Here is a 15,697-nt window from a genome sequence, read left to right as displayed (position 1 = left end):
TTTCAGGAGTTACACCATGCGTAAGGTCACCACGTTCGCAGTCCTCGCCGCCGCTCTGCTGGTCGGCGCGTGCAACACGGTCGAAGGCGTCGGCAAGGACGTGCGCTCGGCTGGCGACACGGTCGCCAAGACCGCCGACAGCTCGAAGTAAGCCTCGCCGCAAGGCCACAGCCAAAGGGCTGCTCCCGAAGTTCGGGAGCAGCCCTTTTTCATGTCCGCGGCAGGCGGTTCGCCCCCCCCCCGCGCAATCAGCTCTCGACCAATTCCGTCGATGCGACCTTTACGCGCTTTCGCTCGGTGAACCAGATCGCGATCAAAGCCAGCTCGTAAAGGCCGACCAACGGCACGGCGAGCATGATCATCGACCCGGCGTCTGGGGGCGCGAGTACGAGCGCCAGCGCGAAGCAACCGACGATCGCGTAACGGCGCCCGCTGACCAGCTGTTTGCGCGTGACGAGCCCGGCGCGCTCGACCAGCATCAGCAGGATCGGCATCAGGAACGCGAGCCCGAACGCGAACAGGAACTGCATCACGAAATCGAGATAGGACGCGACCGAAGTCATCGCCTCCTGCTGCACCCCACCAAGGTTGCCCTGGAAGCTGTAGAAGAAGCGCAGGGCCGAAGGGATGGCGACGAAATAGGCCATCGTCGCGCCGATGATGAACAGTACCGGCGTCGCGAACAGGAAGGGCAGCAGCGCGCGTTTCTCCTTCATGTACAGGCCGGGCGACACGAACGCCCATAACTGCATCGCGACGACCGGAAACGCGATCATCAGCGCGGCAAACAGCGCCACCTTGAGCTGGACGAAAAAGCCGTCGAACACGCCGACGGTGATCAGCTTGGTCTGCCCGGCGAGCAGCAGTGGATGCACCAGAACGGTGAAAATCTCGCGCGAGAAGACATAGGTGCCGATGAACACCAAAAGGATCGCGACGAGGCAGAAGAACAGCCGTTTGCGCAGTTCGACCAGGTGATCGAGCAGCGGCGCGCGGCTGGCTTCGAGATCATCGACGGGTGCGTTCACGGATGCGCCTTGGTTTCGGGCTCGGCGGGATGCGGCGCGCCGGCGTGCGCGCCCGGGCCGGCAGGTTCGGCAATGACCGGCGGCGCAGTCAGCGCCGGAGTCTCGACCATCATCGGCGGAGCATCGCCTTCTGTGCCGTCATAGCCGACATCCGCGAGGTGCTCCGGGCCATGGTCAGGATGGCCGGACAGCGCGGCACGCTGCGACGGCTCGGGCGGATGCTCGCGCATGATGCGCTCATTCTCCGCCGCCCACTTCTTCTCCATTTCCTGCAATTCTGCCTCGCGCACCATCGTGTCGAAGCCCGAACGGAACTGGTTGGCGACACCGCGCACCTTCCCCATCCAATGCCCGGCAAAGCGCATCGCCTTGGGCAGATCCTTGGGCGGGATCACCAGCAGGGCGACAACGCCCAGCAGGATCACTTCGGACGAGGCGACGTCGAACATGGCAGCGCGATGCCGCTTATCAGACTTCGGTATCGCGGATGCGATTGCCGTCGCGGTCGAACACGGGGTCCGCTGCCGCCTTGGCTTCAATCCGGCTCGGTTCGCGCTTGGGCTCGTCTTCCTCGGCCATGCCCTTCTTGAACGATTTGATGCCCTTGGCGACATCACCCATCATGTTCGAGAAACGGCCGCCGCCCAGGACCAGGATCGCGATCCCGCCGAAGATCAGCCAGTGTACAATACTCAAACCACCCATGATCGATCTCCTAACCTTCACCCTATCTAGTCGTCCTCGTCGGAAACTTCCACCTCCGCTTCCGAGTCGAGCCGCTCGAAGGCGAGATCGACCGGGTCGAGCAGCCCCGCCGCGCGCAGATCGTCGATTCCCGGCAGGTCGCGCCGGCTCGCCAATCCGAAATGCGCGAGGAATTCAGGGGTGGTCGCATAGAGCAACGGCCGTCCCGGCACCTCGCGCCGCCCGGCGGGCCTGATCCAGCCCGCTTCCATCAATACGTCCAAGGTGCCCTTAGAGATGCCGACCCCGCGAATCGCCTCGATTTCGGCGCGCGTCGTCGGCTCGTGATAGGCGATGATCGCGAGCGTCTCGATGCCGGCGCGGCTGAGCTTGCGCGGTTCCTCGTGCGTTCGGCGCAGCAGGTGCGCCATGTCGGGCGCGGTCTGGAAATGCCAGCGCTCGCCACGGCGGACAAGCTCGATCCCGCGCCCGGCATAATCGGCCTGCAGCGTGGCGAGCGCGGCGCGGACCTCGGCGCCCTCGAGATGCGTGCGGATCGCATCGGCGGTCATCGGCTCGGTCGCGGCGAACAGGACGGCCTCGACTGCGCGGACGATCGGGTCGGGCGCGCTCATGCGCGCGGCTCGACGGGAGTCCGCAGGTATAACGGCGCGAAGGGCGATTGCTGGCGAAGTTCGGCCCTGCCCTGCTTGGCGAGCTCGAGCGCGGCGACGAAGCTCGAAGCGAGCGCCGATTTGCGGAACAGGCCCACAGCCGCCGGCGGCAGGAAGGTTTCGATCGTCCGCCATTCCATCGTGATGCCGAGCAACCGCCCGACGCGTTCGAGCGCGGCCTCGAGCGTCATCACCTCGCGCTGCGCCACGACGTGCATCACGGGGCGCGTCCGTGCGGTGATCACGCCGTACGCGGCGATCAGATCGTAGATCTCGGCCTGCCACACCGCCTTGCGCTGCGTGCGCAGCCCCTCGGGCGCGCCCCGCGCGAACACGTCGCGCCCGATCCGATCGCGCGTGACAAGCCGCGCCCCCGCCTCGCGCATCGCGCTGAGGCGCTCGAGGCGGAGCTGCAGCCGCAGCGCGAGGTCTTCGGGATTGGGCTCGACCTCGGGATCGCGCGGCAGCAGCAGGCCCGATTTGAGATAGGCGAGCCATGCCGCCATCACGAGATAGTCAGCGGCAAGCTCAAGCTTGATCGCACGCGCCTGCTCGACGAAGCGCAGGTATTGATCGACCAGCGCGAGGATCGAGATCGCCTTGAGATCGACCTTCTGGTTGCGCGCGAGCGCGAGCAGGACGTCGAGCGGGCCTTCCCAGCCATCGAGATCGAGCGTCAGCGTTGCGGGGTCGTCGGTCATTGCGGTGACGGTAGCAAAGACGCTGAGGGCGCGCACCCTTCAGATCCTCGCCGAACGCGGGCGGTTCTACGTGAGCGCCAGCAACGCATCGCGCTTGGAGATCAGTGCCTCCATGTCGCCACCGCCCCGCACCCCGGCCACGCTCGCCATCGCGCGATCAAGCCGCACGCGCGACACCGCGGAGATCTCGCCGAGCCGTCCGACGATATCCTCCATTTCCTCCATCCGCGCCCAGCAATCGAGCACCAGATCGCACCCCGCCGCGATGGCCCCCGCGGCCTTGTCCCCGGCCGTGCCCGACAGCGCCTTCATGTCGATATCGTCGGTCATCAGCAGCCCGTCGAAACCGATCCGCTGGCGGATGATCTGCTCGATCACCACAGGCGACAGCGTCGCCGGCCGCGCCGGATCCCACGCCTGATAGACGATATGCGAGGTCATCCCCATCGGCGCGTCGGCGAGCCGCATGAACGGCTGGAGATCCACTTCGAGCTCGGCATCAGAGGCGGTGACGGTCGGCAGATGATAATGCGTGTCGAGCCTGGCGCGGCCATGCCCCGGCATATGCTTGACCACCCCGACCACGCCGCCGCGCTGGAGCCCATCGAGGATCGCCTTGCCGAGCGCCGCGACGCGCATCGGCTCCGAGCCGAGCGTGCGGATCGAGACCGCCTCGGTCGTGTCGGGTTGCGCAACGTCGAGCAGCGGCAGGCAATCGACGGTGATGCCGACTTCGGCGAGCATCAAGGCGATCGCCTCGGCATTGGCGCGCGCTGCCTCGATCGCCGAGATCGGCGCGATGTCGTAGAGCCGGTCGAATGCCGGTCCAGCGGGGAATTCGGGCCATTCGGGAGGACCCATCCGGGCGACGCGGCCGCCTTCCTGGTCGATCAGGATCGGCAGATCGTCACGACCCGAGATCGCGCGCAGGCTGTCGGTCAGCGCGCGGACCTGCGTGCGGTTCGCGATGTTGCGCTTGAAGAGGATGTAGCCAGCCGGATCGGCAGCGGTGAAAAAGCTGCGCTCGGCGGCGGTGAGGTCGAGGCCGGACAGGCCGAAGATGACGGGCTTCATGGGTCGCGCTTAGCAACAAGCGGCCGCTAAAATAAGCCCCTCCCCTGAAGGGGAGGGGCGAACATTGCATCAGCCCCGCGGCACGAAACACGCCTGGCCGGCAGCCGCCAGTTTCGCGCACAGGCTCGTCGCCTGCCCTGCGCTGCCGGCATTGACGCGCAGCCGATAGACGGTCTTGCCGCCGACCTGCGCCGCCTGCACCGACTTGCCCATCGGCGCGAGTTCGGCATGCTTCCTTGCGATCGTGCGCCAATTGGTATCGGCCTCGGCCTCGCTGCCGAACGAGCCGAGCTGGACGAGCGCGCCGCCCGAGGCCTTTTCGGCCGACGGGATCGTGGCGACCGCCTTGCTCGCGCCGGGGTCGGCCTTGGCGGGCGGCGCCTTCTTGCCCGCGACAGGCGCTTCCGGCAGTGCCTTCATGTCGATCGCAGCGTTGCCGGTCGCGGCGCCATTGCTCGTCGCGATCGCGCTGTCGCCCTCGCCCTCGACCTTGAGCCCGCCGGGATCGTCGGGCTTGACCTTGTAGTCGCCCTCCTGCGCCGCGATCAGCGCGCCATTGCCGTCGCTGCCCTGATGCAGCTTGTAATATTGATAGCCAAAAATCACCGCCGCGACGACGAGCAGCGCAGCGACGATCAGCCCGATGATCCGCACCACCGACGGGCCATCGTCATAGTCATCCTCGACCGTTTCGAGCCAGGGAAGGCGATCCTCATCGCGCATTTCGTATTCGCCTGCCATCAGTTCATCTCCTGGACTGCCTGGACGCCCATGATTGCCAACCCGTTACGGATAATCTGCCCGATTGCATCCGCCATGAAAAGCCGCGCACACGTCATCGCGGGATTATCGGGCAGCAGGAAGCGCCGGTCTGGCCGGTCGTTGCCGACATTCCACAATGCGTGGAGGGTAGCAGCCAAGTCATAGAGATAAAACGCAATTCTATGTGGCTCGCGCGCTGCGGCAGCGGTGTCGACGATCCGCGGGAATTGCGCGGCGAACTTCACCAGCGCCAGATCCTCCGTGTCAAGTTGGGACAAGTCGATCGAATCGCACACGATTCCGGCCTCAACGGCGCGCCGATGGAGCGAAGCGATGCGCGCATGCGCGTAGTTGACGTAGAAAACGGGGTTGTCCTTCGATGCCTCGACTACCTTGGCGAAGTCGAAATCCATCTGCGCATCGGCCTTGCGCGTCAGCATGGTGAAGCGGACGACGTCCTTGCCGACCTCGTTGACGACATCGGCAAGTGTCACAAAATTGCCCGCGCGCTTCGACATCTTGATCGGCTCGCCGGCGCGCATCAGCCGCACCATCTGGACGAGCTTGACGTCGAAGCGCGTCTTGCCGCCGGTCAGCGCCTGCACCGCGGCGACGATCCGCTTGACCGTCCCGGCATGGTCGGCGCCCCAGATGTCGATCAGCGCGTCGGCCGACTGCGCCTTCTGGAAATGATACGCGAGATCGGCGCCGAAATAGGTCCACTGCCCGTTCGACTTCTTGATCGGGCGATCCTGATCGTCGCCGAACTGGGTCGACCGGAACAGCGGCAGCACGACGGGCTCCCAATCTTCGAGCTCCTGGCCCTTCGGGGCTTCGAGCACGCCGTCGTAAATCAGATCGCGCGAGCGCAATTCGGCCTCGGCCTCCTCGGGCTTGCCGGCTGCCTGCAGCTCGGCTTCGGACGAGAACAGGTCGTGATGGATGCCGAGCAACGCAAGATCGGCCTTGATCAGCACGAGCATCGCCGCGACCCCCTTGGTGCGGAACAGCACGAGCCACGCTTCCTCGGGCTTGCCGACATAGGCGTCGCCGAATTCGGCAGCGAGCGCCTGGCCGACCGGGATCAGATAGTCGCCCGGATACAGCCCCTCGGGGATCTCGACGGTCTCGCCGAGCGCTTCGCGGTAGCGCAGGTGAACCGAACGCGCGAGCACGTCGACCTGACCGCCGGCGTCGTTGACATAATATTCGCGGATGACTTTGTGACCCGCGAACTCGAGCAACGCCGCCAGCGCATCGCCGACGACCGCGCCGCGGCAATGCCCCATGTGCATCGGCCCCGTCGGATTGGCCGAGACATATTCGATGTTCACGGTCGTGCCGGCACCGCGGTTCGAGCGACCGTAGTCGTCGCCGCCGTCGCGGATCGCCGAGAGTTCGGCGCGCCAGGTGTCGTCGGTCAGGCTCATGTTGATGAAGCCCGGGCCAGCGATCGACACCGTATCCACTTCGTCGAGGGCACCCAGCTGCGCGACGATCTTCTCGGCGAGCGCGCGCGGATTGGTCTGCGCGGGCTTGGCGAGCACCATCGCGGCGTTGGTGGCGAGATCGCCGTGGCTCGTGTCGCGCGGCGGCTCGACCGTGATGTTCGCGCGGTTGAGCCCGGCCGGCAGGTCGCCGCTGGCTTCAAGGGCATCGAGCACCGCATCGATATGCGCGGCGAAACGGGTGTAGAGGGTCATTGGGGCACGTCCGGTGGTGTCTGCGAGCGCGGCGCATAGCGGATACGGGGGGCGGCTTCAAATCCTGGCGTATGATCCTGCTACGACACGGTTGATCCCGGCCGAAGAGTAAGCGTACGACACGCCATCTCCCTTCCGAAAGGTCGCTTATGCAACGCCACGCCCTTCTGCTTGCCACCACCGCCGCCGCGATCGCGCTTACGCCGGTATATGCCCAGCAGAAGGCGCCGACCGCGGCTGCGGTCGGCGGTGACATCCCCGCCAAGTTCAGCCCGCCCGAAGCGCAGAACGATTACGTCAAGCGCGAGGTGATGATCCCGATGCGCGACGGGACCAAGCTCTACACCGTGATCGTCTATGCCAAGGGGCTGACCAACGCACCGATCGTGCTGACGCGCACGCCCTACAACGCCAAGGGCCGCGCCAACCGCAGCGACAGCGCGAGCGAACTCTCGACGCTGCCGCTCGCCGACGAGATGTTCGTGAAAGGCGGCTATATCCGCGTCTATCAGGACATCCGCGGTAAATACGGCTCGGAGGGCGACTATGTCGTCACCCGCCCCGTCATCGGCCCGCTCAACCAGACCAAGGTCGACCACACGACCGACGCCTATGACACGATCGACTGGCTGGTGAACAAGGCGAACCTGCCGCAGTCGAACGGCAAGGTCGGGATGATCGGATCGTCGTACGAGGGCTTCACCGTGGTGATGGCGCTGCTCCATCCGCACCCTGCCCTCAAGGTCGCCGCACCGCAGAGCCCGATGATCGACGGCTGGATGGGCGACGACTGGTTCCATTACGGCGCGTTCCGCCTGCCCAATATCGGCTGGCTCGGCGCGCAGACCGGCTACAAGGGCGCAGGGAAAGCGCCGCCATCGGGCGGCTATGACGATTACGACAATTTCCGGAACATCTCGGCGGGCGATTGGGCCAAGAAGTCGGGCTACGACCAGCTCCCCTATTGGAACCGCATGGTCCAGCATCCGGCCTATGACAGCTTCTGGTCGGGCCAGGCGCTCGACACGCTGCTCGCCGCGAGCCCGTCGAATGTCCCGACCTTGTGGGAACAGGGCCTGTGGGATCACGAGGATATGTGGGGCGGGATCCACAGCTACGAGGCGCTGGTCAAGGCCGGCCACCAGTCGAACAACTATCTGGTGATGGGCCCGTGGCGGCACAGCCAGGTCAATCGCGAAGGGCGCACGCTCGGCCCGCTGACGTGGAACGGCGACACCGCGCAGCAATATCGCGAAGACATGGTGCTGCCCTTCTTCAACCAGTATCTGAAGGACGGCCCTGCGGTCACGCTGCCCGCCGCCGCGATCTACAACACCGGCGCGAACCATTGGGACAGTTTCCCGAAATGGCCACTGTCGTGCGACACCGGCTGCGATACGCCGCTGACCCCGCTCTACCTCCAGGCCGACAAGGGCCTCGGCTTCGACCACGCGGCGAGCGGCGGCGACAGCTATGTGTCCGATCCCGCCAACCCCGTCCCCTACCTCCCGCGTCCGATCAATTTCGACGATGGTCGCTGGGGCGAATGGCTGGTGTCGGATCAGCGCTCGGTCGACGGCCGCACCGACGTGATGAGCTATTCGACGCCGGTGCTGACCAAGACCGTCAAGGTCTCGGGCGTGCCGTGGGCCGACATCTTCGCCAAGACCACCGGCAGCGACGGCGACATCGTCGTCAAGCTGATCGACGTCTATCCCGACGAAGTGGCGAGCAACCCTAAGATGGGCGGCTATCAGCTGGCGATCAGCCTCGACATCTTCCGCGGGCGGTATCGCGAAAGCTTCGCCAAGCCCAGCGCGATCCCGGCTGGCAAGACGCAGCAGTATCGCTTCCGTCTGCCAGCGGTGAACCATGAGTTCCTGCCGGGGCACAAGATCATGGTGCAGGTGCAGTCGTCGCTGTTCCCGGTCTATGACCGCAACCCGCAGACCTTCGTGCCCAACATCTTCCTGGCGAAGCCCGCGGATTACAAGAAGGCGACGGTAACGATCGAGCATGGTGCCGCGGGGGCGAGCGCGGTGCTGCTGCCGGTGGTGGCGAAGTAAGACAATGATGTCCGTCACCTCGGCCCTGTGCCGGGGTGACGGGGCGTTCACACCAGCCCGTCGACCGCCTTCGTCCCCTTGCTCAGCGGGAACAGCGCCGCCATCGCGCGCGCCGGCTCGACGCCGAAATGGCCCGCCACCGCGCCGGCGATGAAGGCATCCAGCTGCAGCGTCGGCTTCAGGTCGCGCCCCTCGAACAGCGCCGCCTGTTGGAGCCCCGGCCAGTCCGCCAGCACCCGTCCGCCGCGTACCGCGCCGCCGAGCAGCATCGCCGAGCTGCCGGTACCGTGATCGGTCCCGCCGGTGCCATTGACCGCGACGGTCCGCCCGAATTCGGTCGCGACAAGCACCATCGTGTCGCTCCACAACGGCCCCAGCCCGGCCTGTAGCGCGCCGATCATCCCGTCGAGCCCCTTCAACTGTGCGCCGAGCCGCTGGCGCTGCTGGGTATGTGTGTCCCAGCCGCCGGTCTCGATCATCGCGATCCGCGCGCCATTGGCGGGCGCCAGTAGCCGCGCCGCGAGCGCCCCGGTCGCCACCGCATTGGCGCCGCCGCCCGCCGCCAGATCGCTGGTCAGCTGGCGCGTGCTCATCGCCTCGCTCCACAGGCCGTGGAGCTGGCTGTCGCCCTGATAGAGCATCGCCACGCGCTGCATCAGGTCGTCCGACGCCTGCGGCAGGTTCGAGGGCGCATAGGACGACACGTCGATCTTGCCGCGCAAGGCGAGCGGCACCGTCGCCGACACCGCGATCGCCTTGGCCTGGGTCGGCGGCAGCACGCCGAGCAGCCGGTTGAGCCAGCCATCCTTGACCTGATAGGCGTTGAGGCCGCCGCTCTCGAGCACGTTCTGCCCGTCGAAATGCGAGCGGTCGCGGTACGGCGAGGCGACCGCATGCGCGAACAGCGCCTGCTTCTGGCCGTACAGGCCGTGCAGCGCCGCCATGCTCGGATGCAGCGCGAACATGCCGTCGAGCTTGGGCGCGGTGGTGAAATCCGCCGCCAGATCACCACGCGCGCCGGCAAAGGCGGGGTCGCCGACCGGCGCGACGATCCCCATCCCGTCGGCCGCGCCGCGCTGGATGATGAAGATGAAGCGCTTGTCGGTCTCGGCCTTGGCAAAGGCCATTCGCGGCGACAGCGCAAGCGCCAGCGCGCCCATCGCGCCGGCACCAATAAAGGAACGTCGATCAAAAACAGGGGCGTACATGATCTATCTCCGCATGAATTCAGGCGCGACCAGCAGCAAGGCGAGCGCTTGCGCCGGGCTTTCGCAATTGGCGAGCGCCGTGGTGGTGCCGGGGCTCACCGCGCCGGGCAGGATCTTGGGAGCGAGCGCGCGGGCGTCCGTCACCGCGGCGCGCGAGGCGAAGCGCTCGGCCGCCTCGACGCGGCGCAGCACCGCATCGGGGCCGGCCCAGCTGCCCGCGATGTCGTCATAGCCGATCGGCTGGCCTGGCTTCCACGTCGGTTGGCCGAGTTGGTTGAGCAGCCCGACCATCGCCTGCGGATCGGCGGTCTTGACGTTCAGCGCGCGCATCGAGGAGATCGTCCATTCCCACGGTGTCTTGAACTTGAGCGGCTGCTCGACCCACGCCTCGGGCGAGGCGATCAGCGCGCGATACACCGTCGGCAGGTCGCCGCCCGATTTGAGGAACGCCGCCTGCAACCGCGCGACCATCGCCGGCGGCGGGGTGTCGCCCGCGAAATGCCGCGCGAGCTTGGTCGCGATGTGGCTCGCCGTTGCGGGCGATACACCTACGTCGGCGAGCACTGCGCTGGCCTGCTCGACCCCGCCGGCGGGATAGGTCTTGCCCATCACGCTGCGGTCGCCCGGCTCGTGCAGCGGCGCGGCAAAGACGAAATCGCCCGGCAGACCATCTGTCCCCGCTGCGCGTGCGCCCGGGCCCTGTCCAATCCCGGCGACGGTCCAGCCCGTCATTGCGCGCGCGAATTCGGTGACGTCGGCCTGGCTGTAGCCGGTTCGTACGCCAAGCGTGTGCAGTTCGAGAATCTCGCGCGCGAGATTCTCGTTGAGTCCGACCTTGCGATTGCCGCGCGCCGCGATCTTCTGGCCGAGCGGCGAATTTGGACCGACCGAGACCGCCTGGTCGAGATAGAGCAGCATCGCCGGGTGCTGTTCGACTGCGACCAGCATGTCGTGGAAGCTGCCAAGCACATGCGGGCGGATCGCCTCGAACTCGAGCGTGCCAGCCAACCCGACGACCTGCAATTTGTCGGCCGACACCGCGAAATGGTTCGCCCAGAAATGGACAAGACGTTCGACGAACGGCGTTTCGGTGATCAGCGCCTGTGTCGTGCGCGCGCCGACCGCGCCGGCATAATCCTCGCGACCCGTACGCGCGGCGAACTGGCGTGCCTGCTTCATCGCATCGTCACGCACCGGCTTGGCGGGCGCCGCGACCATCGGTGGTGTCATCCCCGGCTGCTGGACCGATTGCGCACCCATTTGCAGACCAGCCGGTGCCGACCCGGCCATCGGCATCGGTGCGACCGCGGCGGGAGGGGTTCCCGGTCGGCCACCCTGCTGCATCCGCAAGGCACGTTGCTGACGGAAATAGTCGGCAAGTCCCGCCGCAACCGCAGCGCTGCTTGCGGCCGCCGCGATCGCGTCGGGATGCGGATCATAGCGCGCGAACTGTCCGGTCAGCCATCCGACCGGGTCGACCGGAACCGGCTGGTCGCCGCGTGCGCCCAAACCAAACCGGTTCAGCGCGATGCTTGCCTTTGTCATGATCGCGTCCTTCTTTGCGTTGTGCGTCCGTATGGACCCAACCTGTCGCAAAATTATCCCCGGTTAAGTCCGACGCGTTCGTTTCGTGCAACTGGTCGCGCATTCTTTGCGCTTGGGCTCATGCTGCAGTGCAATATGATAGGGGCATCAGCACAATTCATCTTCGGGGAGAGGATGCGGAATCGGCCTTCGAAATTCGAAAGGAAGATCATGCTCAAGACCATCTTCGCCGCAACGGCCATCCTCGCTGCCACGGTTTCGCCCGCCCTCGCCAAGGATTCGTCCAGCCACACCTTCACGCGCGACGGCGAGACCTATACCTACAAGACGATCGACAAGGGCGACCACGTCCTGATCAGCGGCCGTCGCCAGTCGGGCAGCGCGTTCGAACTCAACGTGCGCGGTGACCAGGTGACCGGCGTTTCGGGTGGCGTGCCCGTCTCCTTCTCGGTTCCCAACGCGCAGACCAAGCTCAGCTCGACCGCGCTCGCGCTGCGCTAAGCCATTCGACCGGGCGTGTCGTAGTGTCGACACGCCCGGACAGCCTCGCCGAATGGGTTCAGAACCCTTCGGGCAAGTCGATCGGCCCGACCACCTCGCGGTAGCGCGACACCGCGTAATGGTCGGTCATCCCGGCGATGAAGTCGGCGATGTTGCGGCTGCGCCAGGGCTCGTCGGCCGGCACCCGCTCCGCCCAATCCTCCGGCATCAGCCGCGCATCGGCGCGATATGCCCCGAACAGCCCGGTGACGATCCCCTCGGCCGCACGTGCCGCCTCCATCTGGCGCGGGTGATGGTAGAGGTTGGCGTACATGAAGCGTTTCAGCATGCGCTCGTCCTCGCGCATTTCGGGCGAGAAACCGACGAGGCAGCGCCCCGCCGCGCGCACATCGGCGTTATCGCCGATCCCGACCAGCCGCGAACGCGTCTCGGCGACCAGATCGTTGACCATCGCGCCGATCTGCGAGCGGATCAGTTCGCCGACCAGTCGCGCCGGCGCGACATCGGGAAAGCGCGCGCGCACCGCATCCCACCCGCGCGCGATCAACGGAACGCTGAGCAACTGATCGAGCGTCAGCAACCCCGCGCGCAGGCCATCATCGATATCGTGGTTGTCATAGGCGATGTCGTCGGCGATCGCCGCCACCTGCGCCTCGAGGCTCGACCAGCTGCGCAGATCGAGCGGAAACGCCGCATCGCATTCGGCCAGCGCCCAGCGCGGCGTCTTCACGGGTCCGTTATGCTTGGCCAGCCCCTCAAGCGATTCCCACGTCAGATTGAGCCCGTTCCACCGCGGATACGGGCTGTCGATCGTCATCAGCGCACGCAGCGTATTGCCATTGTGGTCGAACCCGCCCTGCCCAGCGAGTGCGGCTTCCAGCGCGTCCTCGCCGGCGTGACCGAACGGCGGATGGCCGATGTCGTGCGCGAGCGACAGCGCCTCGGTCAGATCCTCGTTGAGGCCAAGCGTGCGCGCGACCGTCCGCGCGATCTGCGCGACCTCAAGGCTGTGCGTCAGCCGGACGCGGAAATGATCGCCGTCTGGCGCCATGAAGACCTGCGTCTTGTGGCGTAGCCGGCGAAAGCTGATCGAATGGATGATCCGGTCACGGTCGCGCTGGAAGGCGTCGCGCGGGCCTCGCGCAGAATCGGGCGCGCTCCCCTTTTGTTCTTCATGGAGGCGACCGCGGCTGCGCTCCGGGTGAGAGGCCCAGGGCGCAAGCAGCGTCATAACGGTCGGTATTCCATCGATCGAAGGGTCATTTGCCGCCGAGCTTGGTGATCTTTTGGCCGGCATCGCTGACGAAGACGAAGCCCGACTGGCCGTCCTTGGCGATCTTGTTGACGAACGCCTGCGCCTCGTCCTCGGTCTTGAACGGACCCGTCAGGATACGGTTGGTCGCGCGCAGCGGCGTCGTCCAGCCACCGCGACCGGCGAGTTGCTTGTTGCCGCTGCGCAGCTTCGACCATTGCTTGGGCAGGTCGTTCTCGTTCGCGCCGCCCGCCACCTGGACCCACACGCGCGACGGCTCGAGCAGCTTGGGATCGTTCTTGCGCTTTTCCTCGGCGGCCTTTTTGGCATCCGCGATCTTCTTGTCGGCGACAGCCTTCTTCGCGTCGGCGACCTTCTTGTCGGCCGCCGCCTTCTTGGTGTCGGCGAGCTTCTTGTCGGCGGCGACCTTCTTCGCCTCGGCGAGCGCGGCTTGGTCGGCGGCCTTCTTGTCCGCGAGCTTCTTTTCGGCGGCCAGCTTCTTCTCGGCCGCAAGCGCATCCGCGCGCGTCGTATCCGCGAGCGGGGCCGACGCGCGCGCGCGCTGGATCGGCGTAGGCGGCACGCCCGGCAGCGCCTCAGCCTGCTGCTCGGTGGCGGGCACCTTGATGTCGGAGATGATCGCCGCGAGGATCGTATCTTCGCTGCCCACCGGTGTCGGGGTGACGGGGGTCGGCGTGACGGGGGTCGGCGTGACGGGGGTGGGCGTGACGGGGGCGGGCGTGACGGGGGCGGGCGTGAAGGGCGCGGCGGTTCCCGACGTCGGCGTTACCGGCGTTGCGACCACGGGTGCCGGCGTCGCGGCGACGACGGTCGAGCTTTCCGCCGCCGCGGCGAGCGTGCCGCCGGACGGTGGTGTCGGCGTTTGCACCGGAACGCCCACGCCGATGACGCTACCGCTCGGAGGCGCAACGACGGCGCCTGGCGTCGGCGTCACGGGTCTAACGCCAAGCTGCGTGGCAAGCGGCGCGGCGCTGCGGTTGGCGAACGGCAGCGGGTTGGCCGAGGAAGCAAGAACGACCGGAGCCGCGGTCGCCCCCGCAGTCGATGCTGCGGCCACAGATCCGCTGGATGGCAGCGGCGACCCCGCAAGCGCGGTTGCGGGGAGCGCCGTGGACGCAGCCGGGCTCGACGCCGCGGCAAACTGGCCAGAGCGCGCGGGTACCTTCACGCTCGGCGCGGGTAAAACGGGCGAGCGCGATGCCGCAAGGTTCGCGGCCTGCGTGCTCGTCAATGGCGCGTTCGGCACATAGCGCGGCGCGGGCAGCGGTTGGCCATAGGGCGTCGCCGGAAGCGGCTGAACGTAGGGGCTCGTCGGCGCCCGTTGCGGCTGCGCGTAAGGCGACGTCGGCGACGTCCCCGGTACGCGCTGGACATAGGTCACCGCCGATCCGCTCGGCAGGTTCGCAGCCAGCGCAGTGCGCGACCCGAGCGTGCCATAAGCGGGTGGCGCCGGCAACGGCGGTGGCGGCGGGGTCGTGGCAGCCGCGATCTCGACCTTGCCGCGGTTGCGCCGCACTTCCTTGGCACGCCGCCGGGCCTCGCGCGCGTCGATCACGACCGGCGCTGCGACCACCGCTGCGACCTGCACCGGCGCGGTCGGATCGGGACCGAGCGCTGCGAGCGGGGGAACGAGCCGTGCGTCATTGACGCGATCGATGCTCGGCCGCACCTCGCCGAAATGCACCGCGAACGCGCGGTCGGCAGGGCGCAAATTGGGCAGGATGTCGAAGAACGGCTGGAGCCCTTGCGCCATTCCGGTCGGCATCATGCTCGTCGCGATCTTCTCGGCGCCGGCCTTGTCACCGCCCATCGCGAGGATGAAGGCGCGCGCGCGCCACGCGCCGCGGTCGCTCTTGCGCAGCAGCGGGTCGATCTGCGTCAGCGCGAGCTCGCGCTTGCCCGAAATGCCGAGCGAGAGCGCGTAGCGTCGCTGCGTCTCGTCGTTGGCGGCCGTGCGCAAGGCGAGGCGGTAATCGCGCTGGGCCCGATCCTGCTCGCCGACAAGATCGTACGCGAGGCCGCGATCGGCCGCAAAACTGCGCGGGTCGCCGCCGAGCCGCTCGGCCTCGGCGAAGTGCCGCAGCGCATCGCCCGGCCGTTCGGCGGAAACGAGCAGGCTCCCCTCGCCCGCCTTGACCCGCGCATTGCGCGGATCGATCCGCTCGGCCCGCGCGAAGAAGGCGGCGGCAGCGGTATCGTCGTCGAGCTTGAGCGCAAGCTCGCCTGCACGCACCAGCGCCTGCAGATCCTGCGGGTTGGCAGCTAGCAGCCGGATCTGGCTCGCCAGCAGGTCGGCATCCGACAGCGGCTGCACCGCATAAGGCGACGGCGCGCTGGCATAGGGCGAGCCCGTGTAGGGCGAAGGATAGCTGGTCTGCGCGCTCGCGGCGGCGGCCAGCGTCAGCGCGGATACAGAGACGGTGAGACGAACGGCGCGCATGATCAGTCCTAAAGCGGTTTATGGCGCAAGCGGCAAGC

Annotated in this window: 15 protein-coding genes; 3 read left to right on the top strand and 12 right to left on the bottom strand. The window is 67.1% G+C overall.

Features of this window, described 5'->3' with window-relative positions:
• Nucleotides 1–16: 16 nt before the first annotated feature.
• A complete protein-coding gene (locus ACVWYO_RS14105; protein WP_457351790.1) occupies nt 17–151 on the top strand; it encodes an entericidin A/B family lipoprotein in 135 nt (44 codons plus the stop codon).
• Nucleotides 152–248: 97 nt separating this feature from the next.
• Here ACVWYO_RS14105 and tatC read toward each other — a convergent pair whose 3' ends face one another.
• The 8 genes from tatC to argS form a co-directional block, all read right to left on the bottom strand.
• A complete protein-coding gene (gene tatC, locus ACVWYO_RS14100) occupies nt 249–1,028 on the bottom strand; it encodes a twin-arginine translocase subunit TatC (RefSeq protein WP_457351788.1) in 780 nt (259 codons plus the stop codon).
• Nucleotides 1,025–1,477, bottom strand: a complete 453-nt coding sequence (gene tatB, locus ACVWYO_RS14095; protein WP_457351786.1) for a Sec-independent protein translocase protein TatB — start codon at nt 1,475–1,477, stop codon at nt 1,025–1,027. Before tatB ends, tatC begins: the two co-directional genes overlap by 4 nt.
• Nucleotides 1,478–1,496: 19 nt before the next feature.
• Nucleotides 1,497–1,733 carry a twin-arginine translocase TatA/TatE family subunit gene (locus ACVWYO_RS14090; protein WP_332794281.1) on the bottom strand — a complete coding sequence of 79 codons (237 nt, stop codon included), beginning with the start codon at nt 1,731–1,733 and terminating at the stop codon, nt 1,497–1,499.
• 26 nt (nt 1,734–1,759) lie between these two features.
• Complete coding sequence (scpB, locus tag ACVWYO_RS14085) at nt 1,760–2,347, bottom strand: SMC-Scp complex subunit ScpB (protein ID WP_457351783.1); 588 nt, start codon at nt 2,345–2,347, stop codon at nt 1,760–1,762.
• Nucleotides 2,344–3,087, bottom strand: a complete 744-nt coding sequence (locus ACVWYO_RS14080) for a segregation and condensation protein A (RefSeq protein ID WP_457351781.1) — start codon at nt 3,085–3,087, stop codon at nt 2,344–2,346. Before ACVWYO_RS14080 ends, scpB begins: the two co-directional genes overlap by 4 nt.
• A gap of 66 nt (nt 3,088–3,153) precedes the next feature.
• Nucleotides 3,154–4,161 (bottom strand): glycoside hydrolase family 3 N-terminal domain-containing protein, encoded by a 1,008-nt coding sequence (locus tag ACVWYO_RS14075; RefSeq protein WP_457351779.1) that lies wholly within the window; start codon nt 4,159–4,161, stop codon nt 3,154–3,156.
• 69 nt (nt 4,162–4,230) lie between these two features.
• On the bottom strand, nt 4,231–4,902 hold the full coding sequence (locus tag ACVWYO_RS14070; protein WP_457351777.1) for an SPOR domain-containing protein: 672 nt from the start codon (nt 4,900–4,902) through the stop codon (nt 4,231–4,233).
• Nucleotides 4,902–6,626: an arginine--tRNA ligase gene (argS, locus tag ACVWYO_RS14065; protein WP_457351775.1), complete on the bottom strand. Its 1,725-nt coding sequence runs from the start codon at nt 6,624–6,626 to the stop codon at nt 4,902–4,904. The genes ACVWYO_RS14070 and argS overlap by 1 nt, the downstream gene beginning before the upstream one ends.
• Nucleotides 6,627–6,775: 149 nt before the next feature.
• Here argS and ACVWYO_RS14060 point away from each other — a divergent pair, with 149 nt between their 5' ends.
• Nucleotides 6,776–8,692 (top strand): CocE/NonD family hydrolase, encoded by a 1,917-nt coding sequence (locus ACVWYO_RS14060; protein ID WP_457351773.1) that lies wholly within the window; start codon nt 6,776–6,778, stop codon nt 8,690–8,692.
• Nucleotides 8,693–8,739: 47 nt separating this feature from the next.
• Here ACVWYO_RS14060 and ACVWYO_RS14055 read toward each other — a convergent pair whose 3' ends face one another.
• Together ACVWYO_RS14055 and ACVWYO_RS14050 are read right to left on the bottom strand one after the other, a co-directional pair.
• Complete coding sequence (locus tag ACVWYO_RS14055) at nt 8,740–9,900, bottom strand: DUF1501 domain-containing protein (protein WP_457351771.1); 1,161 nt, start codon at nt 9,898–9,900, stop codon at nt 8,740–8,742.
• A gap of 3 nt (nt 9,901–9,903) precedes the next feature.
• Nucleotides 9,904–11,445, bottom strand: coding sequence for a DUF1800 domain-containing protein (locus ACVWYO_RS14050; RefSeq protein ID WP_457351769.1), 1,542 nt, complete (start codon nt 11,443–11,445; stop codon nt 9,904–9,906).
• A gap of 210 nt (nt 11,446–11,655) precedes the next feature.
• On the opposite strand from ACVWYO_RS14050, the gene ACVWYO_RS14045 reads away from it, so the two are divergent.
• Nucleotides 11,656–11,946: a hypothetical protein gene (locus ACVWYO_RS14045; RefSeq protein ID WP_457351767.1), complete on the top strand. Its 291-nt coding sequence runs from the start codon at nt 11,656–11,658 to the stop codon at nt 11,944–11,946.
• A gap of 58 nt (nt 11,947–12,004) precedes the next feature.
• Here ACVWYO_RS14045 and ACVWYO_RS14040 read toward each other — a convergent pair whose 3' ends face one another.
• Both ACVWYO_RS14040 and ACVWYO_RS14035 read right to left on the bottom strand, forming a co-directional pair.
• Complete coding sequence (locus tag ACVWYO_RS14040) at nt 12,005–13,177, bottom strand: deoxyguanosinetriphosphate triphosphohydrolase (protein ID WP_457351764.1); 1,173 nt, start codon at nt 13,175–13,177, stop codon at nt 12,005–12,007.
• 28 nt (nt 13,178–13,205) lie between these two features.
• The gene (locus ACVWYO_RS14035; protein ID WP_457351762.1) at nt 13,206–15,659 is read right to left on the bottom strand and encodes an SPOR domain-containing protein; all 2,454 of its coding nucleotides are present in this window, start codon (nt 15,657–15,659) and stop codon (nt 13,206–13,208) included.
• Nucleotides 15,660–15,697: the final 38 nt, after the last annotated feature.

Source organism: Sphingomonas sp. UYP23 (assembly GCF_054059235.1).
Note: the sequence above shows the minus strand (reverse complement) of the source record. Positions and strands in the feature narration are given on the sequence as shown.